Origin of the sequence: Microcoleus sp. S36b_A4 (genome assembly GCF_036700645.1) — a bacterium.
Lineage (GTDB): Bacteria > Cyanobacteriota > Cyanobacteriia > Cyanobacteriales > Microcoleaceae > Microcoleus.
The window spans coordinates 33,298-59,841 of record NZ_JAUBPI010000019.1 but is presented as its reverse complement, the minus strand read 5'-3'; the positions used below and the strand labels follow the sequence as shown (position 1 = coordinate 59,841).

Genomic DNA, 26,544 nt, shown 5'->3' with positions numbered 1-26,544 from the left:
CATTAGTCATTAGTCATTTGTTAGTTGACTGTTTCCGATTACCGATTGCCAATTACCAATTATTCATTACCAATCCAAAGAATATGCTACAAGTTTCTAATTTGAATGTTTACTACGGCGAAAGTCACATTTTGCGCGATGTCGATTTAAGCGTCATGGCGGGGCAAATGGTTTGCTTAATTGGCCGCAATGGTGTGGGCAAAACTACTATGCTAAAAACGATTATGGGGTTGCTGCAACCGCGTAGTGGCACTATTGCTTTTGGCGGAGAATCGATTGCTTCTAAGTTGACTTACCAGCGGGCTAGATTAGGCATTGGTTATGTGCCTCAAGGTCGTGAAATTATTCCACGTTTGACGGTAAAAGAAAATTTATTGTTAGGTTTGGAAGCGAAACCAACCAAAATCAAAAATCCTGAAGTTCCTGATGAAATTTTTGATTTATTTCCTGTTTTGAAAACTATGCTCGATCGCCTGGGAGGTGATTTGAGCGGGGGACAGCAGCAGCAGTTAGCTATTGCTAGGGCTTTGATGGGTGAGCCACAGTTGCTGGTTTTGGATGAACCTACCGAAGGGATTCAACCATCCATTATTTTAGATATTGAAGCCGCGGTGCGCCGTGTGGTTGCGACTAGGGGAATTTCTGTTTTGTTGGTGGAGCAACATTTGCATTTTGTGCGACAAGCTGACTGGTATTATGCTATGCAAAAAGGCGGAATTGTGGCTTCTGGAAGCACTAGCGAGTTAAGTGATGAGGTGATTCAGAGGTTTTTGGCTGTTTGATTCAGGAGGAAGAGGGAAGAAGGAAGAGGGAAGAGGGAAGCTGGAAACGAGGAAACCAGGAAACGAGGCAGAGCCTCTAGATATTGATTCCCAGGCAGAGCCTGGGAAAAAGGCATTCCGTTCGGGCACCATCCCCACTTTGTTTGACAAGAAGCGATTTCAATCGCCCAGGAAACGAGACTATATTATTGATTTTTCCTGCCGTCTGGCATTGTGGTGCCGGCCATACTTGCTCGATCGATACTAGCGCCATCTATATTAGCATTGCGGAGGTTGGCATCGGAAAGATTCGCATCTCTCAAGTCGGAAAATCGCAGGTCTGCACCGTCTAAATTTGTCTTTGTCAAGTTAGCTTTTCTGAGGTTAGCGTTGCTGATTCTCGCTCCTACTAATTCGGCTCCGCTTAAGTTTGTGCGAGCTAAATTGGTGTTGACAAAATCTGATATCTCGAAGCGACTACCGCTGAGGTTGGCATCTGATAAATCTGCTCCTGTAAGGATGGGATTTTTTAAGTTAATGTTAACTAATTTTACGGCTCGGAGGTCGCAGCGCGAGCAGCTTTGGGTTAGCAGCAGCATTTCGACGTTGGCGTTGATTTGGTCGATTTGTTGCTGGGAGAAATTTTCGGCAAATTCTGGGGAGACATAGCCGAGGTTTTTGGGGTCGGCTGGTTTTTGTTGGGGTGTTTGTATTGGGGGTGTTTGGATTTGTTGGGGTGTTTGGATTTGTTGGGGTGTTTGTGGTTGGGGTGTTGGGATTGGTTGGGGTGTTGGGATTGATTGGGGTGTTGGGATTGGTTGGGGTGTTGAGATTGGTTGGGGTGTTTCTATTTGCCCGATCGCACTTAGTTGCAGCCCCACCTTCGGCAGTTCGAGAGTTGCTGCAAAAATTACTAGGGCGATCGATATGATTGTGAGTTTTTTCATAAATCTATAACTTTTTGTTTGCAAAAATACCATTTATATGGTATGATACCTCGAAAAGTGAACCCCCTACATTTCGCTAAACAGATCAAAATTCAGATAAAAAACTTCGGAACCATCAGGTGCGCGAATTAACTTTTCTATTACCGGAGGCAGTTGCTGTTGACGGTACAATTCGGGAATTTCGCAGAAGCTTTCTTCGGTAATTTCCAAAATTTTTGGCATATCAGGAAGGGGAATCCCCAACCGATCGCTTTTATTTAAGGTACAAATAATCAGGTATTTGCAGTCAGCCATGCTCGGACTGCTGGGAAATATTTTGGATAAATTAATTATGGTGATCAGTTCTTCTTGATGCCGCAGTAAACTATTACCGTTAGGTAAAGTGCCGTAGGCATTAAAGTTTTTAACAATGCGCTCCACTCGTTCAATAGGAACAGCATAGTAAATATTTCCAAGTTCAAAGGAAACAAATTTTTTAGGGGCAATTCTAACAGTGGCTTGTTTCTTGCTCCGAAAGCGGCGATTGTAATTGGCGTGAGTCATTCGATTTTAGATTTTAGATTTTAGATTTTAGATTTTAGATTGAAGATTATAAAATTTTAGATTTTAGATTGAAGATTATTGGATTTCAGATTTAATATTTTTGGATTTTAGTAGGTGATTCGGCTGCGTAGCTTCGCACTATAATTCGCGGGTGGAATTATTTTTTGCCTAAGTTTTGTTTGAGATTAGGGATTATTTGATGGGAATTCGAGATTGTGGATTAAATTATTGATTGGTGGATTAATTTGGGGATAGCTTGTAAAAGTTGGGCTTCGCTGTAAGGTTTCGTGAAATATTGATTTGCGCCTAATTCCATTGCCATTTGCCGATGTTTTGCCCCGCTACGGGATGTCAGCATGGCTACAGGAATCTTAGCAAACCGCTCAGTCGATCTGATCGATCGCAACAATTCAAATCCATCCATCCGGGGCATTTCAATATCCACGATCGCCAAACTGCAATCAAGACCATTTTGCAACTTTTCCAAGGCATCCACACCGTCTTTAGCCTGTACCACCCGATAGCGAGCACGAGTCAGCGTCATAGACAGCAACTGGCGAATTGTATAGGAATCATCCACTACCAAAATCTGTGGTGACTGACTCGAACTCGCCGGCATCTCCTTCACTTTACCTGACACAGCGGCGATCGAACTATTTACCACAGGTTGACCCACCAAATCATCCACATCCAGAATGTTCACCACGCGCCCGTCCCCCAAAATCGTAGTCCCCAAAACGCCGCGAGGCTTGGATAGAGGCGGTGGCAAAGGTTTAACCACAATTTCCTGCTGACCGATCAGCCGTTCCACGGCCACCGCCAGCATTCCTTCGGTAGAAGCCAAAACCAAGACGGGAATTTCGTCTAGGCTTAAAGGGTCAGGAGAGGGGGCATCCGGCGCGACGACGCTGTATTCGAGCAAATCTTGCATCCTCACCAAACGAATAAATTCCTCCCGCCACCACAGCATCGGCTGATTGCCCGCAATGTGAACTTCCGAGGCTTTAATGTGCAGAATTTCTTCGACTGCATCCAGCGGCACTGCTATTTTATTGTGATCGGTCTTCACCATCAAAGCATCAGTAATCGACAGCAGCAGCGGCAGTTTGATAATAAAACTCGTACCTTTTCCCAGGCGAGAGTCTACCTTCACAGTCCCCCGCACAGTCCGCAAATTTGTTCGCACCACGTCGAGCCCGACTCCCCGCCCCGAAAGGTCGCTGACCCCTTCTGTAGTGCTGAAACCCGGCCAAAACAGAAAATCGTAGAGTTCGGCAATGGAAAATTCTTGAGCTTGTTCCTCCGTAGCCAAACCCTTTGTGACAACTTTACGGCGGATCATTTCCGGGTCAATGCCTTTGCCATCATCGGCGACAGTAATAATAGTTTGGCCGCCTTGGTGGCGGGCTTCTATTTCTATTTGACCGCTGGCCGGCTTGCCGCTGGCTTTCCGAACTTCGGGCATTTCGATGCCGTGGTCGAAAGCGTTCCTCACTAAGTGTATTAAAGGGTCGCGCAAAGCATCCAGCAAACTTTCGTCAATTTTGGTATCTCTTCCCACTAGCAGCAGGTTGACATCTTTATCGTATGTGAGGCACATCTCCCGCAGAGCTCTGGGCAAGTGATCGACGGCGCGACTGAAACTCACGACTCGCAACTGCATAACGCGGCTGCGTAGTTGTTCGGTAATGCGGCGCAGTTGGTCGGTACTGCGCTCGAATTTCATGGCTAAAGTGTCTAATTTGGTGGCGGAGTGAGAAATTGCTTGGGCAGTTTCGATGACTTCGGCGGCTGTCGAGTGGAACTCTGTATAACGATCCATCTCTAAGATATCGAAGTGAGCATGAACCGGAGAGGATTTGCCGTTAGCAATCATGGGGAATTCTGGTTCTGTTGCAAGTTTTCCCAATCCAGAGTTCCCGTTTCCCCCTCTCCATTCTGCAAAGCTCAGTCTGTCGTATTCTTCTCGCAACTGACCGCCGAATTGGTTTAAATCTACGATATTGCGGCGGATGCGCTTGACTTCGCCGCGCAGTTCGGATTCTTGAAGTTCTAAATTTGTACGGTTGATGACTAATTCCCCGACTAGATTCACCAATTCAGTTAAGCGTTCTAAGTCTACCCGGATTGTCGGCCTTTGCGGGTTGGCGACTGGGAGAGTCGGAGAGGGGGGGACAGTTGGGGATGGGGATGGGGAGATTTCCGGGGGAGTCGGGAAGTCGGGGAGTCGGGGGGAGTCGGGGGGAGTCGGGGAGGGGGAGATTTCCGGGGGAGTCGGGGAGTCGGGGGGAGTCGGGGAGGGGGAGATTTCGGGGATGTCGATCGCCCTTCCTTCCAATATTTGTTGGCGTGCGGTTTGCAAGTTTTGGGCGATCGCCCAACCCTCGGATTGCAACCGTTGTAGAGTCAAGTCAGGAGAGTCGATCAAAGCGCTGAGGGCTGCAGCGACTTTCGCAAAATCCGGCAATTGCAGCATTCCAGCCAAACCGGAGAGTTGGTAGTAAACCTGCTTGAGGGCGGTGACGCTTGTTGCCAAATCTGCCTCTGAAGCTTGGGAAAGCTCGGTTTCTAGGCGATTGAAGAGTGCCGGCACTTGGTGTTCAAAAATCTGTTTCAGGGTTTCCGGGGCGGTCGATTGGCTGACTGTGGGGACTGGCGACGGTTCTGAGTTGCCGTACTTGGCCTGGAACTGATCGAAAATTTGGGCGATCGCCTCCAAGTTTTCTGTTTGATCCGGAGTTGTGACATCGGAGTGTTGAACTGATTCGATCGTAATCTTTTTGAGAGCATCCACCCCTTGCAGCAAAACACTCACAGTAGTCGGTTCCAGGGCTGACAAGTCTGTGCGATCGCGCAAAATGACAAAACAGTCCTCCAGCGTGTGAGCCGCCGCCGATACGTTTTGAAAGCCCAACATCGAGCCCGCACCTTTAATGGAGTGAGCGGCGCGAAACATTTCTTTAACTGCCGCTTGTCGCTCTTTCAAACCCGCAGCTTCCATCGCCAGCAGATTCGTCTCCATTGACTGGAGAAACTCTTCGCATTCTGCGGTAAAAGCATCTATTAATTCGTTTAAATCGTCATCATTCATATTAGTTTGTTGTCTGTTGTCTGTTGACTGTTGACTGTTGGCAGTTAACAGTTGTCTGTGGGCAGTTTTTTTATATATGTACCCCGTTATTTAACTGTAATTGTTGTCAGGGTGGGTTCACGATTATCTATAAATTCGCATTCAGGATATTCGTCAACTCGCCCCGGCAACAACGATAGTTATTAGTGATTTGTATAACTGTCAACTGTCAATTGTCAACTGTTAACAGTCAACTGAACTAACTGCGGAAATTCGCCACCGACTTTTGCAATTGGCCCAGAGAACCAGACAGCTCGTCCAAAGATGCTTTGACATCAGCACCTTTTTGTGCAGTCGTATTAGCAATCTCGTTGACTTGCTGCATACTGTTAGCAATTCCCTCAGCCGAAACGGTTTGCTTGGCAGATGCGATAGTAATATTCTGCACCAAAGCATTCATTTCTCGACTAACTTCGATGATGGCATTGAGGTGAGTTTTAGCTTCGCTTGCCAGCTTAGTGCCTTCCACTACCTCCAGCGTCCCCGATTCCATTGCCTTCATCACGCGACTGATTTCTTCTTGAATTGTACCGACAATTTCGGAGATTTCCTCAGTAGCGCCGGCGGATCTTTCTGCTAATTTCCGCACTTCTTCGGCAACAACTGCAAAGCCTAAACCTTGTTCGCCGGCTCGCGCCGCCTCAATAGTAGCATTCAGAGCTAATAAATTAGTTTGCGAAGCAAGTTGAGAAATCGAAGTCACAATTTTGCCAATTTGCTGCGAAGATTCGCCCAAACGCTTCATCATTTTCGAGGTAGAGGCGATCGTCAACCGGAGCCCGTTAATGCCTTCGACAGCTCGATCGACCGCCATACCGCCGACTTCAGCCGTTTGAGAAGACTGCTGAGCCACTGTTTCGGCGCGCACCGAAACATCTCGCACGTCGCGGATCGAATTCACAATCCGCTCGATTTCGCGCATGATGGCAGATATTTTTGCTGCTTGAATTTCCGCCTGTTGGGTGAGTTGACTGGTATTGTTAATTGACTCGTCGGTGGCAGATGTTACCTGTTCGGCTAAAGTTTGAATTCCCGTTACCACTTTCCGCAGAGAACCGATTAAGAAGTTGAAAGAGTCGGCCACAGCACCTAAAACGTCGTTAGTCACTTCCGCCCTGACTGTCAAGTCGCCTTGAGCCGCGCCTTTAATTTCTCCCAACAATTTAAGGACTTGCTGCGTCAGAGAATCAGCTTCAGCTTTACGTTCTGCTGCCAATTTTCCTAGTCGTTCTTCTGCTTCTTTGCGCTCGGTGATGTCAAAGCGAATGGCGATATATTTGACTATTTTGCCACTGGTATCAAAAATGGGGGAGATCGTCGAATCTACCCAGTAAAACGAGCCATCTTTGCGTCGGTTTTTGATTTCCCCTTTCCACACCAAACCGCGAGAAAGTGTCACCCACATTTCTTCAAAAAATGATTTGGGATGGTAGCCGGAATTGACGAGGCGGTGGTTGCGGTGCAGGAGTTCTCCCATGCTGTAACCGGAGATTTCAATGAATCCGTCGTTGACGTAGGTAATCATGCCTTGGATATCGGTTTCGCTGACGATCGCCGATTCATCTAGGGCATTTTGCCGCGTTTTGAGTTCTTGCAGCAAGCGTTCCTGTGCCTCGGCTAACTCCTGCATTCGCTGCTGGGATGCTCTTTGTTCAGTGATATTTCGGCAAACGACTACGCCGCCTTTAAGCGCCCCAGTTTCGTCTTTGATCGGCCGGCCGTTAACTTTCACCCACACACCCTCTGGCTTGCCTGCGTGGCGGGTGAAAATGTCTACGTCGTCAACTACTTCTCCTCGAACCGTGCGCGCTAAAGGTATTTCGCCTGGGGGATAGGGAGTTACGGTATCGGGCAAGAATAAACCGTATTTTGCCGACCATTCGTTGAGAATAGAATCTGTCGCACCCATGCCAAACATATCTTCTGCGGCGGGGTTGAACAAAATAAAATTGTTATTTTCGTCGGCAGCAATTATGCCGTCGCTAATGCTGTTTATTAGCAGTTGCAAGAGATTGCTTTGCTGGCGAAATTGCTCTTCGGAACTCGCTAATTGGGCTGTTGTTGTTTCTAATTGCACCATCGCCTGTTTGCTTTCGGTAACGTCGCGAGCGACTGCATACATGAGCTTTTGTTCGGTTTCAGGTCGCACTTTCCACGACAGCCACTTGTAGGAACCGTCTTTGCAACGGTAGCGATTTTCATAAGACTTTAATTCGGAGCCACTGGCTACTTTTTCCGCTTGTTCTAGGGTAGATTCGTGATCGTCTGGATGGACTAAATCGATATAATAGCTGTCTTCGAGTTCAAGCGCTGCGTAGCCGAGTGTCTTTTCCCAAGACGGATTGATGCGCTTGAATTTGCCTTCAAAATCTATAATACAAATCAAGTCTAGGGAAAGGGTAAAAAATCGATCGCGCTCTTCTTCTGCTTTTTTGCGATCGGTAATTTCGAACACCACACCTCCGACACCGATGGGTTTGCCGTCAGCTCCGGGCAAAGGAAAGTATGAGGCTAGCCAATCTCGGATAACGCCCGGTTGGTTGAGAGTTGTACCCGAAACCTCTATGTTTAAAAACGGTTGGTTGGTGACAAGAACTTGCTGCAACATCGGCTCTAGGGTTTCGAGCATTTCGGGTACCACTTCCCTCACCGTCTTGCCGAGGTGTTCGGCAATTGAGGGGCCGGTGGTTTCCGCTAATTTCTCGTTAACTTGCACGAAGCGCAACTGCTCATCAAAAATAAACATTGAGGCCGGGGCTGCTTTGAAAAAGGCGTCAAAGCGGGTTTGACGCAAAACTAATTCTCGTTCTAGGGCTTTGCGATCGCTGATGTCGCGGCCTTCTGGAATTAGCATCAAGACTTTACCACTCTCGTCTGTGATGGGTTTGATCGAGAAGTCAACGGTCGCCACTGCACCGTTGGCAACTAGCACATCCACTTCGTAACGGACTACCTCGCCGGCTGCGGCTGCGGCGATGGCTTCTTGTATCTGTTGCTTGGTTTCTGGGGAAATCTGCCACCACAGGGTTTCGGAAAACGGAGTGCCTATTATTTCTTCGCTTTGCAGGCCTGCGGCGGCCAGGGCTGTTTGGTTGGCTTCCAAAACGGTGCCGTCCGGTTTGAGCAGACCTATGAATTGGAACGATTGGTCGAAAATGGCTCGGAATAGTCTTTCGCGATCGCGCAGCATCTCTTGTGCGCGTTTGCGATCGCTGATGTCGCGAGTAACTGTTGCCAACCCGATAGGCTCGCCGGTTTCTGGGTTTTTGACGGTAAATATGGTGAAGTCAACCGGAATGTTTTCGCCAGTTTGAAAGTTCCTCAAGCGGAATTCACCCTGCCAAAAACCGTCTCGCACAGTAGGCGGCAGGATTTCTTCTTGGAAAAACTTAACATCTTCTGCACAGAAGAACTCATAAACACTTTTATTTTTGACTTCTTCAATATTTGGCAATCCTACTAATTCCATTCCAGCGGGATTCAGGTATGTTGCCTCTCCATCCAGGGTTGCCGTGCCGATAAAATCCGAGCTGCTTTCTACGATGGAAATCAATCTTTGTTTTTCAATTTCGGCTTGCTTTCGACCCGTAATGTCGTTGTTAGTTTCTAAAATGGCTTTGGGTTTACCCTTTTCGTCCCGCTGCAAATTCCAGCGACTAAATACGGTAATTTTGGTATCATGATTTGTGGTGTGAATTACTTCTCCTTCCCAATAATCTTGATCTTCTAACTGTGCCGAAATTGCTGTTAGAGGCTGGGGAAAAATGGTGTGCAATAGAGTATGGGTGACTTTTCCCAAGGCTGCTTTTTTTGTCCAGCCGTACATCCGTTCGGCTCCCTGACTCCAATAATTAATCGTGCCGTCTATATCGCGAACGATCAAGGCGTCGCTGGCAAGGTCGAGCATTTGCAAGTTCTGCTGCAATGCTTCTTCTGCGCGCTTGCGTTCTGTAATGTTGCGGGCGATCGTTGAGAGAAATTCAACTTCTGAATTCTCGGATTTGTGGGCAACAATTACTTGAGAAACTGGTATTTCTTCGCCGTCTAAACTCTGCCAAACAGTCTCGCCACTCCACGCCCCGTCCCGGGAAGCTGCGGGGATGCCGACGTTCACAATAGTGTCGATACTTTTGGGGGATGTCAGGTCAGAAATGTTGATTCGGGTTAAATCTGCGTCAGAGCCAACTCCCAACATTTCTCTGGCGGCGCGGTTGAGATAAATGGTGCGCTGTTGGGTGTCGGCTATGCCTACCCAGTCTGTTGTGGTTTCTAAAATTGCTTTGAACCGCAAGAGTTCTTGTTCAGATTTCCGGCGATCTGTGATGTCGCGCGCCAAGCCGAGCATTCCTAAAATATTGCCTTCTGCATCTTTGAGGGGCAATTTCAGGGTGTCGAAGCTGTGTACTTTACCGTCGGCTAAGGTGCCTAAGTCGTTGGAAGCGGGGGCGAGGTGCTTGCCGGCCCGAAAGTTTTGGATTTGGTTCTCGGAATCAGTTTGGGCGTGGAAGTTGGGGAAGATGCGATCGACCGATATGCCGATTTCTGCGTCGTCTTTGCCGATAATTTCTGCTTGAGTTTTACCGAAGGCGGCGGCGAAACCTGCATTGACTAGGGTATAGCGCGAGTTTCTATCTTTGACAAAGATGCAGTCTGGCGTAGCGTCAATGACTGTCCGCAGCAAGCTTTGGGAGCTTTGTGCTTCTGCGAGTGTGTGCCGCAGTTGTTCTTCCATTTGCACGCGCTTGGTGATATCTCTCATCGCGGAAACGAGAAATTTCCTGCCGTCGGTATCTACAAAAATAGATTTTTTGGCGGAGAGAAAGCGGGTATTTCCTGCTGGATCTTGGATGGTTTTTTGGACTTCGCTGCTGGTATTTGTTAAGAAAACTAATTCGTCTTTTTCTCGATATTTCTCTGCTTCCTCTTTGGGCAAAAACTGGTCGTAGCATTGGCCAATTAGTTCTTCTCTACTGTGACCTATGTATTGACAAAAGGCATCATTTAATGTTATCCAGCGGTGCTGTTGGTCTTTGACGTAAAGCGGGTCTGGGATGCTGTTGAGGATGTTGTTTAAGAATTGTTCTGAGGCTTTTAATTGCTCTTGGGCTGCGGTGCGGTCGAGAATTTCCTGTTCCAATTGTGCGTTAGTTTGCAGTATCTGCTCGGTTCTTTCATTCACTCGCTGCTCTAGTTCTGCGCTTAGCTGCTGCAAGGCGGCTTCGGCCTGTTTGCGCTTGGTAATCTCCCGGCCTTCTGCGAGTATTTGAAATACTTCTCCTGTTGCATTTAACAGCGGCTTAAACGACAAGTCAATTACTGTTACCTGGTTGTTAGCTCCGGTGATTTCGTATTCTTCCCGGACAAAATTACCGACCGAAACTTGTTGAATGTTCGTTTTTAGGCGCTGCTGGTTTGTTGGGGATGATGCCCAGCCTGGTGTCAGCCAAAATTTCATTCCCAGCACTTCTGATGCTGGGAAATTGCCCAATTTTAGCGCTGTCTGATTGGCTTCGATCAGAGTACCGTCTGCATCCAATAATGCGATCGCTTGAAAAGCTTGGTCGAAGATGGCGTGAAATCGCTGGGTAGTTTCGCTCAGCGCTTGTTCTGTTTCTTTTTTAGCGTTAAGGATACGGGTGGAACCTACTAAGAAGCCGTAGCGGTTGGACAAACTCAAAAAAGCGATCGCCGCAATGACAGTGATCCAATCGAACACAGTTTGCACTACCGGAGAGTGCGGCAGTCCTAGGTATTCGGCGGCGTGGCCGCTGTGGCCGAAAGCGCAAGTCCAAAATATGCCTGCTGTGACTGTGGCGAAGATGTCGAACCCGAATTGACGGTTTCGCCACAAACCTAAGCTGATTAGCCAAGCGATGGCAAAGTAACATCCAGAAATAATGATATTAGCCGCCCCAGCTACCAGCGATGGGGACAAGTCAGGCAATGTCAGGGTGAAAGTTGTTGCGAGCCAAGTATAGAGAAGTTTGATCATAAGATTAAGGATTGGCAAATCGGATGCGGGCGATCGTTAGTTAAATTTATAGATGCAAAGCCGTTGCAGACTTATGTGTATGGCGGATTTTTACCAGCGTTCGGAATGGGCGATCGCTTCTACATCGACAATCATTAGCAAGCGTCCTTCGGAATTGTACAGACCTTTTAAGAATGGAGCTAGGTCGGGACTGACATCTAGTGCTGAGACAATGCGATCGGGATTGAGAGGTAAAACTCCTTCGACGCGGGAGACAGCTAATCCCAGGCGCATTTTCGATAACAATCTCACGTCTCGTGGATCAGGCGCTTCTACCACTAAGATGCGGCTGTTTGGGTGGTAGGTGTCAACAGACTCAATACCGATAAACAGTCCAAAGTCTGCTGCTGCTAAGATTTCGCCCCGCAAGTTGGTTAATCCCAGCAAAAATGGCTGGGTATTGGGAACCAGGGAAATCGGTTGTTCCTTGAGTGAAAGGACTTCCCGCACTGCATCTAATTCTATGCCGAACAGACTGCCTCCTTGACCGAACAAGAGAAATTGCTTTGTTGCACTTGTCTGATTCCCCCCAGCGGGGGGAGCCGTTATTTTCATGGCTTATTTTTAGTTTATAGTGTAGCTTACCAATTAGAGTTTTGCGACCCTAAAGCCGATCGCCCATCAAATTTTTCACCATCAGTTTGGGTGGCTCAAATGTACCCGTTAAATAAATCACGGTGGCGTAAAATAAGCAGGTTTTTATCATTAAACATAAACTTTTATGTGGTTCAAAAACCCTGTCTATTAAAAAAACGGGGTTTATCTGTATAATGTTTTTTGGGAAGCGGTCGATGAATTTATATTTTGTTTACGCCGAAAGCAGACGCTGCACTATGTGGACGAGTTGCTGAGGTTCAAAGGGTTTGCTGACGTAAGCATCGGCCCCTAAATCAGTTCCCCAAGCTTTATCGATCTCTGTGTTTTTATGAGTACAAAATACTACGGGCAATTTGGCAGTTGTGCGATCGCCCCGCAATTCTCTGATCACTTCAAACCCATTCATTCGTGGCATCACTACATCTAAAACGACCAAAGCCGGAGGAGTTTTGCGGATCATGGCGATCGCTTCTTCGCCGTCACCTGCCCGCATCACATCCAATCCGGCATCTTGAAGAATGCGACAGATGATTTCTAGTTCGCTCTTTACGTCGTCCACTACTAAAATTTTTGACATAATTCCACACTTCCTTGCTGTTACTGACAGCGGACTACGTTTATTCAGAAGCTGGCGCGACCGGCGGCGATGGGACTATACCGCTTTGCGGACAAATTAATGTACTTCTAAATACAATATAGCCGATCGTATGGCTGAAGGTTAGCTGTAAGCGATAAAAAGCGATAAAAATTTACTTTGCTAACGGAATAGCTCTGAATAAATTAATCGGCAATTAGTAATTGATTTTTGGTGATTGGCTGTGTTGAAACCAACAACTCTTAGTAGAAGGAGCGCTTGGGGTACTAAAGCGATATTTTCTACGTATATTTTTGAAATTTGTTCCCAACTATCTAGTTAATTTTATTGCATAAATAATGCTAGCTAATTGATTTAATTAGTGCCAATAACGGTCACTCAAAAGTAGCTATGACGGGGGAAGTTATGGCAGTGAGAGAAACTTTGTTCACTTAATATACAGCGCTATATTTCTGAGCTAGCGCTATTTTGTAATTAATAATACAAGCTTAATTTTAGGAGGGTAACAATGACATTTAAAGAATTTTATTGTCTGTGCTTTATAATTTGGAGGCAAAATAAATTGACCGCGCGATAGTCCCATTTGACCCAGTAGAGGAGTGTTGAGTTCACCAAAACTACTGCCAGCAGGCGATATCAATCCTTGAGCTTGATTGTGAACCCCGCCGAAAAGACTGCGGAAAGATGCGGTCAATCGATTTTAGATTTTAGATTTTAGATTTTAGATTTGAAGAAAGTGCTCGCGCTGATAAATCTGGGGGCCGGTGATGAGCAGTCGGAGCTTTTTCCTCGCTTCACGGATGAATCCGGGAGCCCCGGACGACATTGCTTGATTGTCAAATTAGTCGGCGAGGGAGAGACGGCGATCGGCTATAATAAAGGGCTAGAGGAAAAGAACACCGAAAACCCGAAAATATGGTTGCCATCCAAAGAAATCTCAACATTGCCGCCCTAGAATCAGAATACAGTCAAAAAACACCGCGAGACATTCTCAAATTTGCCCTAGAAAATTTTGACAATATCTCCATTTCTTTCAGCGGGGCTGAAGATGTAGTTCTGATCGATATTGCCTCAAAAATTACCAAAAACTTCCGCGTTTTCACCCTAGACACCGGACGATTGCACTCGGAAACTTATCAGTTTTTGGATCAAGTCAGAAAACATTACGGCATTAAATTAGAAGTAATGTTTCCCGATGCAGCCGAAGTACAAGCCCTAGTAGAAGAAAAGGGATTGTTTAGTTTTTATCAAGACGGTCACAAAGAATGCTGTGGCGTCCGGAAAGTCAAGCCGCTGCGCCGCAAATTGAATACTCTTGATGCTTGGATTACCGGTCAGCGGAAAGACCAAAGTCCCAGTACCCGCAACGGTATTCCGGTTATTGAAGTTGACACTGCATTCTCAACTCCTGACCATGAATTAATTAAATTCAACCCCTTAGCAAACTGGTCTTCGGCAGAGGTTTGGGAATACATTCGCGCTTTGGATGTGCCTTACAACAAGTTGCACGAACGCGGTTTTGTAAGTATTGGTTGCGAACCTTGTACAAAACCGGTATTGCCGAACCAACACGAACGCGAAGGTCGCTGGTGGTGGGAAGAAGCGACCGTAAAAGAGTGCGGTTTGCACGCAGGTAACGCCCAAAAATAGTAAATCACTTAGTGGGGTGCACCTAGCGCACCCTACTATTTGTTTGGTGCGCCTAGCGCACCCTACCCAAGAATAAATGCACTTCACAACATAAATAGTAGCGGAAGAATTCGCAATTAAAATAAACAAAAGTTACGCTGAGCTTGCCCTTGAACTTTGATAAAATGATCGATAGTCAGAATAAATAGTAGCGGAAGGATTCGCAATTAAAATAAACAGAAATTACGCTGAGCCTGCCCTTGAACTTTGATAGAATGATCAACATTCAGAAAAGTTTTTAAAGCAGGTACTATTATGCTTGTCTCAACTCGCGAATTGCTGAACACGGCCCGGAGAAAGGCTTATGCGATCGGCGCTTTTAACGTCTACAACCTCGAAGGAGTAAAAGCCGTCATCAATGCGGCCGAAGCGCTGGACAGTCCTGCGATACTGCAAATTCACCCCAGCGCCCTCCTATACGGAAAGTCGCCTTTAGTCGCGCTGTGCATCAAAGCTGCCCGCACATCTTTAGTACCGATCGCAGTACACTTAGATCACGGCACCTCAGAAAAAGATATTCACGTCGGTCTAGCCGCCGGCATTAAATCAATTATGGCAGACGGTTCTCCTTTGCCCTACGAACAAAACTTAATATTTACCCGGGAAATGACTAAATTATCCCACGCTAACGGTGCGGCAGTTGAAGCAGAAATCGGCAGAATTAGTGGCAGGGAAGAAGGTTTGACAATCGATGAGAAAGCCACAAGGATGACAGATCCAGTAGCAGCAGTAGACTTTATCAAAGAAACTAAGGTGGATTTTTTAGCCGTAACAATTGGTAACGTTCACGGCAAATATTTAAGCCAACCCAAACTCGATTTTTCGCGTCTGGCAAAAATCCGGGCTGCTGTTTCAGTGCCGTTAGTGATGCACGGGGCGAGCGGTTTGCCGAACTCAATGATTCATCAATGTATTAAATTCGGAGTATCTAAATTTAATGTGAATACGGAAGTTCGCGAAGCTTATATGGACGTGTTAAAAAGTAACATTTCTGAGCCACATCCGGATTTGTTGGAAATAATGGAAAAAGCTATCGCTGCTATGCAATCGGTCATTTCTGACAAACTGCAACTTTTCGGTTCTGTCGGTAAAGCTTATTTGCATCAATCTCCCTACGCGGATGACTTGACTGACCAGAGTACCAGCAACAAAGAAATAAGCCGCAACCAATCAAGTTTTGATCAAATGTTAAAGCCTGCCTATAGTGAGGCCTTCAGTCTTATGTTGAAGTAAAAAAAAACTAACGTCCTGACGGCGAACCAGTTTTTAGTCAGGACTTTAGTCCTCTTTAACCGTTTAACAATTTATCAGGATCGATGCCAGATTCCCGCAGCCGCCGAATTAAAGACTGTAATTGAGCTTCCGCTGACTCAGCCCGCTGCCGTTGCTGTTCCGCTTCAGTGAGAATCCAATTACCATCAACATCATACCAGCGCAACCACAGTCGATCGATTCCCTGAAACTCTCCTTGCCACAAACCCAAGCCCAAATTTAGGTCAGCAATCCACACTCGCGACTCGGGCAATTCTAATTCTTGATAGTGTCCGCCCTTCAATTCAAACACTCGCAATTTGTTAGTATAGCGGCTGAAAACTGCATAAATAGGAACCCGCAAAATTTGCTCGTAAACCTCCCATTTTCTCGGCGGTTCCTCCTTCGTCTCGTCCTCCAAAACTTGCCCGTTACCCGCAGTGTTTCCCGACTGAGGTGGCAAATTTTCTTCATCGGTATTGTCGCCTAAATCTTCTTTTTCCGTTCCTGGCGAGAGCAGTTCTACAATTACAAAAGGATTCACGCCTTCCTGCCAAGTAACATAACTCATCCGCAGTTCGGATCGATCGTAAAGTCGGGGAACTCCCACAACTCCAAACCAATCCGGCGGCTTGTGCCACAGAGTGTGATGCACGTCATAATAAAGGTTCATGTCGGTGCCGCTAAATATCTCAGAAGCCGGATAATTCCGAGGTCGAAAGGTCAGGCTCAACAACTGCGGCTGCAAATCGTGAAATTCGTCAGGCAAACCAGGTTGCTCCGGGTCTTCGCTGGGTAAATCGTACATCGTCGGCAGCGTTTCTCTGGGCGATCGCGGCGGATCTGTTTGCGGCACAGGATATTTAAAAGGAAACATATAATATTGAGCAATGACTGCATTTATGCTAACATCATTTTTATACTTGCAGGACGAGCGCAAACACCCTGTAAAACGTTTATTTCAAACTTTTCTTCCTCTCTTCCGTGAAGTCAATCTAAAATCTAAAATCGACTGACCCGAACTTCTGCACTATGATCGACATTCCTCAACTGATTGCTCAAGAACTTTCCATTAATCTGTCTCAAGTCAATAATGCTCTGGAACTTTTCGCAGAGGGAGCAACTATTCCGTTTATTGCCCGCTACCGCAAAGAACGCACGGATTTGCTGAATGAGATTCAGTTGCGAGACATCTCCGATCGCTTCACCTATCTGACGGAAATTGAAGAGCGCAAAAAATCGATTTTAGAGACGATTAGCTCTCAGGGGAAACTCACTGAAGAATTGCAAGCGAAAATCGAATCGTGTTTGCAAAAAAACGAACTCGAAGACCTTTATCTGCCTTACAAACCCAAGCGGCGGACGCGCGCGACAATTGCTAGGGAAAAAGGTTTGGAACCGCTGGCAGAATTTATCAAGTCTCTGAACTTACCGACGGCTAAACCAGCAGACTTTGAGGCGGAAGCAGCTAAATACATTTCGGAAGAAAAGGGAGTTAAAACAGCAGAAGAAGCTCTCAAAGGTGCTGCGGATATTTTGGCGGAAGCGGTTTCGGAAAAAGCAGAGTTGCGGGCTTATTTGCGAGAGTTTTTAATGAAAACCGGAGTCTTTGTCTCTAAAATTAAAGAGGATTTCCCGGAAGGAAGCACTAAATTTGAAATGTACCGCAATTATCAAGTTGCAGCGAGAAGCGTTCAGTCGCACAATATGTTAGCGCTGTTTCGCGGGGAAACGGAAGGAGTGTTAGATTTGGAACTGGCTTTTGATGAATCCGCAGTGATGGCTTATTTGGAAGCTCAGGAAATTAGAACTAGGATACCGGAAGTTAAAGAGTTTTATCGATCGACTTTGAAGGATGCCTTCAACCGACTGATGAAGACTTCGTTAATTACAGAAGTGCGATCGCACAACAAAGCCGTCGCTGATATCGAGTCCATCGCCACTTTTGAAACCAACCTCCGCGAGTTGCTGCTGTCGGCGCCGGCGGGGATGAAACCGACACTAGCGATCGATCCGGGATTTCGCACGGGGTGCAAAGTTTCCGCCCTCGATGAAACCGGGCAATTTTTAGAATATCAAGCCATTTTCCCCCACCAAGCAGCCGCTCAGCGACAACAAGCTGGTAAAATTGTCAAGCATTTAATTGAAAAGTATAAAATTGAATTAATCGCGATCGGCAACGGTACAGCTTCCCGGGAAACAGACGAATTTGTTTCGGAAGTTTTGGCAGAAATGGAAAGAAAACCGATTAAAGTCATGGTGAATGAATCCGGTGCATCGATTTATTCAGCAAGCGAAGTGGCGATCACCGAATTTCCAGACCTCGACATCACCGTCCGCGGCGCAGTCAGCATCGGACGGCGCTTGCAAGACCCGCTCGCCGAGCTCGTGAAAATCGACCCGAAATCAATAGGAGTCGGTCAATACCAGCACGATGTTGACCAAAAACTGCTCAAAAAGAAACTCGACGAAACAGTCGAAAGCTGCGTTAATTATGTCGGAGTTGACTTAAACACAGCCTCCAAAGAACTGCTGACATTTGTGTCAGGAATGACGGCAACTGTTGCCAAAAATATCGTTAATTACCGCAACGAAAACGGCGCTTTTAAAAATCGCCGCCAACTCCTGAAAGTTCCCAAACTCGGCCCAAAAGCTTTTGAACAAGCAGCCGGGTTTCTCCGCATTCGCGGTGGCGAAAACCCCCTAGACAATACAGCAGTTCATCCCGAAAGTTATCCTGTCGTGCAGACGATCGCCAAGGATTTAGACTTGCCGCTGACAGGAATAACACAAATATCGGAAAAAATCAAGACTGTAAACATCAAGAAATATGTCACTGAAAAAGTGGGTGAACCAACACTCCGAGACATTATTTCCGAACTAGAAAAACCGGGAAGAGACCCGCGCGCCGAGTTTAAATATGCCACTTTCCAAGCAGGAATCAAAGAAATCTCCGATTTGCAAGTTGGGATGGAATTAGAAGGCATAATCACTAATGTAGCTAACTTTGGAGCCTTTGTTGATGTGGGAGTGCACCAAGATGGTTTGGTTCACGTTTCTCAATTAGCCGATCGCTTCGTAGATGACCCCAAACAGATTGTTAAAGTCGGACAAGTTGTGAAAGTGCGGGTTTTGGAGGTGAATGAGAAGTTAAAGCGGGTTAGTTTGACAATGAAGCTGCAAGAAAAACCGCAACCGCAAAATGGCAATAGTGCGAGGCTTCCGGCCCCGCGCCGACGTTAACAGTTTGGGGGAAAGCTGAAAAAGGGCGATGGCGTCCCGCCCCGCAAGCTACGACTATAATTATGTAATCCTCACCAACCTCAAAATTATATGGTGGCAAGTAAAAACGACACCTACGTCTCCCCCGAAGACTATTTAGCAGGCGAGAAAGTCAGCCCGATCAAACACGAGTACAGACAAGGTGAAATCTATGCAATGACAGGCGCAAAAAAAGCTCATGTCATCATTAGTGTCAATACAGCAAGTTTGTTGAGAAATCATCTTCGGGGGAGTGGCTGCATAACTTACATGGCAGATATGAAAGTTCGGATTGAGGCGGCCAATTGTTATTACTATCCCGATGTAGCGGTGAGTTGCGATGAACGAGACAAAAATGCTGATGAAGATTTCATTATCTACCCGCGCTTAATTGTGCAAGTTTTATCGTCGAGTACAGCGGCTTTTGACAGAGGCGAAAAGTTTGCCGACTACCGAACTTCAGACAGTTTGCAAGAGTATGTATTAATCAATCAAGAAAGAGTTAGTGTAGAGTGTTTTCGCCGGAATGCAGAGGGTTTGTGGGTGCTTTATCCTTACAGTCAAGGACAAGAAGTTCAGTTTGCTAGCGTTAATTTTAGCTGTGCGATTGAAACCTTGTATGAAGATGCGATCGAGATTGGTTGATTCTAATTACTCCAGAATCACTGGAATAATGCGGAATTAGATCTTGAGATATTGAACCGCGAAGACGCGAAGGACGCGAAGGAAGAGAAAAGAAGAACAAGCTGGTAATTGTTATTTTTTCTTGCTAGCTTTCCAAGTGCCGCCGTAGAAGTAGAAAGGATTGTTTTTACTTACCGATTCCCAACATTTAAGACACAAAAAAAACCACTGCCCCGACTCGTCATACCGGGCGCGGTAAAGAGTCGGGGCAGATTGGGAACAGCGATCGCAATATTTGATTCTGATTGCCCTGGCCATGGTTACTCAGTTTCAAACAATAACGGACTCTTGAGGGCGGGCGAATATCATGCGGCCGGCGCTAGTTTGCAGGGCGCTGGTGACTACGACTCGGGCTTCGCCGCCGACATAGCTGCTTCCTGCTTCTACGACAACCATTGTGCCGTCATCCAAGTAACCGATTCCCTGAGAGGGTTCTTTGCCTTCTTTGCGGATTTTTAGTTCGATCGTATCTCCCGGCAAATAAGTGGGGCGCACCGCATGAGTCAAATCGTTGATATTCAAAACCGGCAGTTTTTGGACGGTAGCTACTTTTGATAAGTTGTAATCGTTGGTGAGCAAAATGCCGTCTATATCCAAAGCGAAACGGACTAATTTCGCATCGACTGTGGCAATATCTTCGTAGTCAGCCGAGTGAATTTGAATCCGTTCTGGATATGTTTCTTTGATGCGGTTGAGTACATCTAAGCCGCGGCGTCCGCGCACTCGCTTTTGATCGTTGGCGGAATCAGCTACCAGTTGCAGTTCTTGGAGAACGAATTGCGGCACGATAATTTGACCTTCGAGAAAACCTGTTTCTAGCAAGTTTTCAATTCTGCCGTCAATAATGCAGCTAGTATCGACAACTTTGGCAGTTGCTGGTTTGAAAGTACCTTCGGCTACCAACACCGTGTCAAAGCTTTTGGGGTTGATCAGCCGCAAGAAAGCGCGGCCGTGAGTGTCGGTCAAACTGACGCCTGTGAAGCCGAACATGACGCTACCCAAGACTGCGACTAGAGGTTTGATGAAGCCGAACTCGCGCGGAATTGGCAGTAGGAAAAGCGGAGCCAGCATTAAGTTTGCTACTAGCAGTCCGATGATTAAGCCGATCGCCCGCGTCAGCAGCATCTCCACTGGCATATCGCGGACTTGTTTTTCCAAGCGCCGATAGGTTGTTTGAGCCACTAATCCCATCACGAAGCCGATTAATGCTCCAAAGGAACCTAGTACAGAACTTAAGCCTTGTATATTTGTAACTTGCTGCAGGAGATTGCTCGGCAGGAGTTCGACTCCGTAATAGCCGATGCCTCCGCCTGCGATTATGAATGAGATTATTATGATTGCGTCTAGCATTAGTTCTAGGTTAATGAATTTATTCACATTATATCTTTGCAGTGCTGATACTTGTTTTCATGCTTTGGTCGGATATCGCCCTATTTACTCAGGGATTTTCATAAACTTATATTTCGCGGTTGTACCCTTTGGGGGATGTGCCAGGGAGGCGCTCGAAATTTACTACGCCGGACCCAAAGCAGGCACGAAGTGCGAATAGACCGCCCTGCGGGATGTTCGGGGATTTTGGTTGATTAAAACTGGTATGAGGTTAAATTAACAGAGCCGTAGCTTGCGGGGCGGGACGCCATCGTTCGCAGCGCTTTTTTGGTAAGAAAATGTCATAATATACATAATTATTCATGATGGTTTAATTAAAATTTTAGATTTGAAGTTGCGCTTTTGGCTTGAAATGTAATGAACCCTCCCACAGATTATTTAACATTTGAATTAAAAAAAAGTGTGCAAGCGACAAATTCCGGGATTCCTAGTTCGGCTTACCTGCACATACCTTTTTGTCGCCGCCGCTGTTACTACTGCGATTTTCCGGTTTTTGTGGTGGGCGATCGCAAAAATGGCGAGAATTCCGGGACAATTGTGCAATATGTTGCTGTACTGTGTCAAGAAATTCAAGAAACTAAAAATTTAGGCGCATCTCTGAAAACAGTTTTTTTTGGTGGTGGCACGCCTTCGCTGCTTTCTGTCAGTCAGTTGAGCAATATTTTAGAGACTCTCGACGGCAAATTTGGGATTGCTGCTGAGGCGGAAATTTCTATAGAAATAGATCCGGGTACGTTTACTTTAGAACAGTTGCGGGGATATGTAGCGGCGGGAGTAAATCGAGTTAGTGTGGGAGTGCAAGCTTTTCAAGATGAATTGCTGCAAACTTGCGGGCGATCGCACTCTGTCGCTGATATTTTTGAAGCAGTAGAAATAGTGCGATCGGCGGGTATTGTCAATTTTAGTTTAGACCTAATTTCGGGACTGCCACACCAAACTTTAGAACAGTGGGAAGCTTCCCTGAAATCGGCCGTCGAAATTTCGCCGACTCACCTGTCGAGTTATGACTTAATTGTTGAACAGGGAACTGCTTTCGGGCGCTACTTTGAAGCAGGCGCGCAGCCGCTACCAGCAGATGAAACCGCTGCTGGAATGTACCGTTTAGCGCGGGAAATTCTGACAGGGGCTGGCTACGAACATTACGAAATTTCTAATTACGCTCGCTCTGGCTATCAGTGCCGCCACAACCGCGTTTATTGGGAAAATCGCCCTTATTACGGTTTGGGAATGGGGGCGGCGAGTTATGTGGAAGGCCGGAGGTTAACGAGACCTCGCAAAACTCAAGAATATTATCAGTGGGTGCGATCGATCTCTGGCCTCAATTCCCCAGCTACTCCTCGAATTGGGGGGGAAACCCAGCCAGATATTTACCCACCAATTGAGCAAAATTTTCCCGTCTCAGAAAATGACGTTTTGTTAGAAACGCTGATGCTAGGTTTGCGTTTAGCAGAAGGAGTTAGCCTGTCGGCGCTGACTGAAAAGTTTACTCAGCAAACAGTTGATAAAATTTGGCGTTGTTTACAGCCCTACTGGCGGCAAGGATGGGTAGAAATTATCACTGCGGATGGGGCGATCTCAAATTTAGGTGAGGGCGAGAAACTGCCACTGTCGGGCAATTTGAGGTTGAGCGATCCCGAAGGTTTTTTATTTTCTAATACAATTTTAGCCGATTTGTTCAGCAACTTAGGCGAAGATAATTAGCTCTGTCTGAGGAAGTATACCCCCTGACAAGCGCGATCGGCTCTAAAGCCGGGGCCGCCAATTCGATGAAAGGAAATTTAATCGCTCCCTAGCTTGATCCTCTCTAAAATAGTATATTTTCTCTCGATCCCTACACAAAACTTAAAGGCGAACTAAGCCTTGGGATAGACGCCACGACAGCACTCCAGCCGTCATACTTAAGACTGAACATTTAAAAAGTAATTTAATGAACACTTTAACAACTATCGAGCGCAACCAAACCCAAAACCAGCCCTGCCTTGTAATTAGCGATCGCGGGTGCAATCCTGCTTCCAAGTGTAATTTTTGCGGTCACTACCAACAGGCAAGAGGTTCAGTTGGTCACTGTCAATTGTTGAACGCACCTGTTAGGGGAGGATGGAAATCTTGCACTTTAGCACTGCCGGCTTTTGCACCTTCTTGGGAATAAGTGGAAGGCGCTGATGTTTCCCTGGCGCAATTTATTAATTAACCCAAAAAATATAAAAAAAATGTATAAAAAATTGTGTTTTAACTGGTAATATGCTATATTAAGTCTAGGTTCGTCGCCGATCGTTCGCACAATTGCACAAACAAGTTAAAAAAATGAATTTGACACTAAATCAGGTAATTTCCGAAGGTCATACGCGCATTTTGTGTTGGTACCTTAATAATACTAGCAAAGTGCAAATCGCTCGTATTACAAATATTCCTAATTGGTATTTTGAGCGGACGGTTTTTCCGGGAGAGCGTTTTTTGTTTGAAGCGTTGCCGGAAGCTCAGTTAGAAGTTTGCAGGAGTGCGGATACGGGTGGTATAGTGTGCGAGCGAATTTTGTGCGATCGGCTGCGAGTTGAAGAATTAAGCACGGCTGATTGAAGATAATTCCTTAGACTTACCAAACAGATGTAGAAACCCGGTTTTTTTTCAGAAACCGGGTTTCTCTGTATGATGATAAAAACTTCGTTTGCGATCGCACTCCCAACCTCATAAACCCGGTTGATTCCTAGATTCCTTGTTACTAAGCCCAAAATTCGTAGAAACTCACATCTTGCACCATTCTCAAGAACAGGCAAGATGCCTGTTCCACAAGAAAATCTACTCTTTGTGGAACAGGCATCTTGCCTGTTCCTAAAAAGCTTATTGACAAGGGTGCAACATCTTAGTATGAACCGGGATTCTCGCCACCCCATGCGTCAGCCCTGAAACTGTCGGAAATGTGGATCTAAGCTAAATTATAAAAAATCAACCACTGTTTAATACTAAAACCCGATGTCCCTCACCGAACAAATCCTCTCCCAACTGCCAGGAGACGCCCTCACAGGCCTGAGAAAAGTCGATCGACTCTGGGAAAACCTCAAACAAAACACCGCAGCAACACCCCAAGCAGTCAAACACAGCCAACAACCCCTCGAAACCCTCGACTTCGACATAGTTATCGGCGGCGGAACCCTAGGAATATTAATCGGTACAGCCTTAGCCGTGCGGGGTTGGCGAGTAGCCTTGATAGAACGCGGCACCCTGCGAGGACGCGATCAAGAATGGAACATTTCTCGCAAAGAATTAGACACATTCTTAGAATTAAATTTGCTATCTGTTGCAGAGATAGAAAAAGCCATAGCTACCGAATACAACCCAGCCCGCATCAGCTTTGCCAACAGCCCAGACATTTGGGTGCGCGACGTACTCAACATCGGAATAGACCCAGTTTACCTCCTAGAAACCTTGAAACAGCGATTCCTAGAAGCCGGAGGCGAACTATTTGAAAATACACCATTTAAAACAGCCACAATTCATCCAAATGGAGTCCTTGTAGAATCGGAAAATACCGATTTACAACTTGACAAAAAATTATTTAAAACCCGATTATTATTAGACGCAATGGGGCATTTTTCGCCTATTGTCCGCCAAGCAAGACAAGGCAAAAAACCCGACGCCGTATGTTTAGTAGTCGGCAGTTGCGCTCAAGGATACCCCAAAAACGACACTGGCGATATATTTGCATCCTTCACCCCAATGCAAAATCAGTGCCAATATTTTTGGGAAGCATTTCCAGCCAGAGACGGCCGCACCACCTACTTATTTACCTACATAGACGCCGACACAGAAAGATTCAGTTTAGAAACATTATTTGAAGAGTATTTGCGCTTGCTTCCCCAATATCAAAACGTCGAAATCGAACAGTTAAAATTCCAAAGAGCACTCTACGGATTCTTCCCCTGTTATCGCCAAAGTCCTCTAAAAACCCCTTGGGATCGCATACTTCCAGTCGGAGACAGCAGCGGTAGCCAATCTCCCCTCAGCTTCGGCGGTTTCGGCGCCATGGTACGCCACCTCAAACGCTTGACTCTAGGAATTGAGGAAGCTTTGACAAGCGACAGTCTCAGCAAAAATTCCCTCGCACTTTTGCAACCCTACCAGCCGAATCTATCAGTTACCTGGTTGTTTCAGCGTTCGATGAGTGCTGCGATGAATCAAAGAATAGACCCTAATCAAATAAATCAACTTTTGGCTGCCGTATTTCAGGTAATGGAAGACTTGGGAGAACCAATAATCAAACCGTTTCTTCAGGATATCGTGCTGTTTCCGGCTTTGTCACAAACCCTGTTTAAAACAGCAATTAGCCATCCCGGATTAGTTCTGAAAATTATCCCGCAGGTAGGAATAGCTAATTTGCTCGATTGGATGGTTCATTATGTAAATTTAGGAATTTATACGGGATTGCAGCCTTTGGGGAAAGCCGTAGAACCCCAGGTAAAAAATTTAGCCCCGGAGCAGCAATATTATTTTCACCGATTAGTTGAAGCCTGGAAATATGGCGCTGGAGGCGATTATTAACTGATTAATTGTGGCACAGGCATCTTGTTCGTGGCTAATATCTGAACAGGCAAGATGCCTGTTCCACAACACAATATAATTTATTGATTAATTAATTGTGGCACGTGCAAGATGCCTGTGGCTAATATCTGAACAGGCAAGATGCCTGTTCCACAACACAATAACATCATTATATTAGTTGTGAGTCATGAAGGAGCTATAACTGCTAAAGCTTGGGGAATCACTCGAAATTTTGCAGGCGTGTAAGTTGTAATTTCACCGTCAGTATTAATCGGACGGCGTTTGCTAGTATTAACCTCAAATTCTTGAGCGTGCAAGGCGCGAACGTTAGGCCAACTGGTATGATTTCCTTGCCTCATAGCTGGCAGCAAAGCAATGATTTCCCACCATTTTTTTATTTCCAAACTGTACAAATCTAGTCGCTTGTCGTCGATTGTGGCATCCTCGGCAACTGTCATGCCACCGCCGTAGTAGCGGCCGTTGCCAATGGCAATTTGAATAGTTTTAACATTAAAAGATTGATTTTTTATCTTAATTTGTGCTCGGAAAGGTCGCGCTGAAAAAATTGTCTGCAAAGCAGTAAAAGCATAAGCTAACACTCCCCAGCGCTGCTTTACGTCTTTAGTCAGGCGCTGGGTAATTTCCACGCTTAGTCCCAAACTGGCAACATTAAAAAAATATTGGCTGTTAACCCAACCCAAGTCTATTAGCCGAACTTTACCGCTGGCAATTACTTGACAAGCTGCTGATAAATCTGTAGGAATCCCCAGAGTGCGGGCTAGGTCGTTAGCTGTTCCCATCGGCAAGATACCCAGGGGTAACTTGGTGTCTATCAAACCTTCTATGGCGGCGTTGAGAGTGCCGTCGCCACCGCCAATTATTACTAATTCGACTCGATTTTGGTAGTGGCGAATAGTGTCGGAAAGTTCGTGGGCGTGGTCGGTAGATTCTACCATTAACTCAAAACCCAGTGTTTCTAATTCTACAGTGGCTTGAGATAATAGCTTTTGCCCTTTTCGGGAGTGCTGGTTTACTAAAAGTAGAGCTTTCTTCATTTGTTAATTTTTAATTAGGAATATTGCGTATTTTAAATTACAAAAAGTATAGATTGATGCCTTAACTACATCAAA

Annotated in this window: 19 protein-coding genes; 9 read left to right on the top strand and 10 right to left on the bottom strand. The window is 46.1% G+C overall.

All coding sequences use genetic code 11. The annotated features are described in order from the left end of the window. The first annotated feature begins 83 nt into the window (after positions 1 to 83). A complete protein-coding gene (gene urtE / locus QUA03_RS08675) occupies positions 84 to 782 on the top strand; it encodes an urea ABC transporter ATP-binding subunit UrtE (protein WP_333211303.1) in 699 nt (232 codons plus the stop codon). Positions 783 to 967: 185 nt separating this feature from the next. Here the strand turns inward: urtE and QUA03_RS08670 are convergent, their stop codons facing one another. The 6 genes from QUA03_RS08670 to QUA03_RS08645 all read right to left on the bottom strand — a co-directional run bounded on the left by QUA03_RS08670 (position 968) and on the right by QUA03_RS08645 (position 12,586). Next, positions 968 to 1,708 (bottom strand): pentapeptide repeat-containing protein, encoded by a 741-nt coding sequence (locus QUA03_RS08670; RefSeq protein ID WP_333211301.1) that lies wholly within the window; start codon positions 1,706 to 1,708, stop codon positions 968 to 970. Positions 1,709 to 1,774: 66 nt separating this feature from the next. Then, positions 1,775 to 2,251: a chemotaxis protein CheW gene (locus tag QUA03_RS08665; RefSeq protein ID WP_333161208.1), complete on the bottom strand. Its 477-nt coding sequence runs from the start codon at positions 2,249 to 2,251 to the stop codon at positions 1,775 to 1,777. 220 nt (positions 2,252 to 2,471) lie between these two features. After that, entirely contained in the window at positions 2,472 to 5,342 is a 2,871-nt protein-coding gene (locus QUA03_RS08660) for a hybrid sensor histidine kinase/response regulator (RefSeq protein WP_333211298.1), read from the bottom strand. A 238-nt stretch (positions 5,343 to 5,580) separates the two neighbouring features. Continuing rightward, positions 5,581 to 11,373, bottom strand: a complete 5,793-nt coding sequence (locus QUA03_RS08655; protein ID WP_333211297.1) for a PAS domain S-box protein — start codon at positions 11,371 to 11,373, stop codon at positions 5,581 to 5,583. A gap of 90 nt (positions 11,374 to 11,463) precedes the next feature. Further along, positions 11,464 to 11,967 carry a chemotaxis protein CheW gene (locus QUA03_RS08650; protein ID WP_333211295.1) on the bottom strand — a complete coding sequence of 168 codons (504 nt, stop codon included), beginning with the start codon at positions 11,965 to 11,967 and terminating at the stop codon, positions 11,464 to 11,466. Between the two features lie 253 nt (positions 11,968 to 12,220). Then, a complete protein-coding gene (locus tag QUA03_RS08645) occupies positions 12,221 to 12,586 on the bottom strand; it encodes a response regulator (RefSeq protein ID WP_333211293.1) in 366 nt (121 codons plus the stop codon). A gap of 933 nt (positions 12,587 to 13,519) precedes the next feature. Between QUA03_RS08645 and QUA03_RS08640 the strand changes: the two genes are divergently transcribed. Both QUA03_RS08640 and QUA03_RS08635 read left to right on the top strand, forming a co-directional pair. Then, entirely contained in the window at positions 13,520 to 14,254 is a 735-nt protein-coding gene (locus tag QUA03_RS08640) for a phosphoadenylyl-sulfate reductase (RefSeq protein WP_333211291.1), read from the top strand. 294 nt (positions 14,255 to 14,548) lie between these two features. After that, entirely contained in the window at positions 14,549 to 15,526 is a 978-nt protein-coding gene (locus tag QUA03_RS08635; RefSeq protein WP_333211289.1) for a class II fructose-bisphosphate aldolase, read from the top strand. 55 nt (positions 15,527 to 15,581) lie between these two features. Here QUA03_RS08635 and QUA03_RS08630 read toward each other — a convergent pair whose 3' ends face one another. Next, entirely contained in the window at positions 15,582 to 16,421 is an 840-nt protein-coding gene (locus QUA03_RS08630; RefSeq protein ID WP_333211287.1) for a Uma2 family endonuclease, read from the bottom strand. Positions 16,422 to 16,576: 155 nt separating this feature from the next. On the opposite strand from QUA03_RS08630, the gene QUA03_RS08625 reads away from it, so the two are divergent. Continuing rightward, entirely contained in the window at positions 16,577 to 18,787 is a 2,211-nt protein-coding gene (locus QUA03_RS08625) for a Tex family protein (protein WP_333211285.1), read from the top strand. Positions 18,788 to 18,877: 90 nt separating this feature from the next. Further along, positions 18,878 to 19,450: a Uma2 family endonuclease gene (locus tag QUA03_RS08620; RefSeq protein WP_333211283.1), complete on the top strand. Its 573-nt coding sequence runs from the start codon at positions 18,878 to 18,880 to the stop codon at positions 19,448 to 19,450. A 111-nt stretch (positions 19,451 to 19,561) separates the two neighbouring features. Here QUA03_RS08620 and QUA03_RS08615 read toward each other — a convergent pair whose 3' ends face one another. Then, entirely contained in the window at positions 19,562 to 19,747 is a 186-nt protein-coding gene (locus QUA03_RS08615; RefSeq protein WP_333211282.1) for a hypothetical protein, read from the bottom strand. 12 nt (positions 19,748 to 19,759) lie between these two features. After that, positions 19,760 to 20,839 (bottom strand): PIN/TRAM domain-containing protein, encoded by a 1,080-nt coding sequence (locus tag QUA03_RS08610; protein WP_333211280.1) that lies wholly within the window; start codon positions 20,837 to 20,839, stop codon positions 19,760 to 19,762. Positions 20,840 to 21,235: 396 nt separating this feature from the next. Here QUA03_RS08610 and hemW point away from each other — a divergent pair, with 396 nt between their 5' ends. The 4 genes from hemW (at position 21,236) to QUA03_RS08590 (ending at position 25,414) form a co-directional block, all read left to right on the top strand. Next, on the top strand, positions 21,236 to 22,579 hold the full coding sequence (gene hemW / locus QUA03_RS08605) for a radical SAM family heme chaperone HemW (protein WP_333211279.1): 1,344 nt from the start codon (positions 21,236 to 21,238) through the stop codon (positions 22,577 to 22,579). 226 nt (positions 22,580 to 22,805) lie between these two features. Continuing rightward, complete coding sequence (locus QUA03_RS08600; protein ID WP_333211277.1) at positions 22,806 to 23,027, top strand: hypothetical protein; 222 nt, start codon at positions 22,806 to 22,808, stop codon at positions 23,025 to 23,027. Positions 23,028 to 23,182: 155 nt separating this feature from the next. Next, the gene (locus QUA03_RS08595) at positions 23,183 to 23,455 is read left to right on the top strand and encodes a DUF1830 domain-containing protein (RefSeq protein ID WP_333057596.1); all 273 of its coding nucleotides are present in this window, start codon (positions 23,183 to 23,185) and stop codon (positions 23,453 to 23,455) included. A 393-nt stretch (positions 23,456 to 23,848) separates the two neighbouring features. Next, positions 23,849 to 25,414 carry an FAD-dependent oxidoreductase gene (locus QUA03_RS08590; protein ID WP_333211275.1) on the top strand — a complete coding sequence of 522 codons (1,566 nt, stop codon included), beginning with the start codon at positions 23,849 to 23,851 and terminating at the stop codon, positions 25,412 to 25,414. Positions 25,415 to 25,599: 185 nt separating this feature from the next. On the opposite strand, the gene QUA03_RS08585 is transcribed toward QUA03_RS08590, so the two are convergent. Next, on the bottom strand, positions 25,600 to 26,469 hold the full coding sequence (locus tag QUA03_RS08585) for a lipid kinase (RefSeq protein ID WP_333211273.1): 870 nt from the start codon (positions 26,467 to 26,469) through the stop codon (positions 25,600 to 25,602). Positions 26,470 to 26,544: the final 75 nt, after the last annotated feature.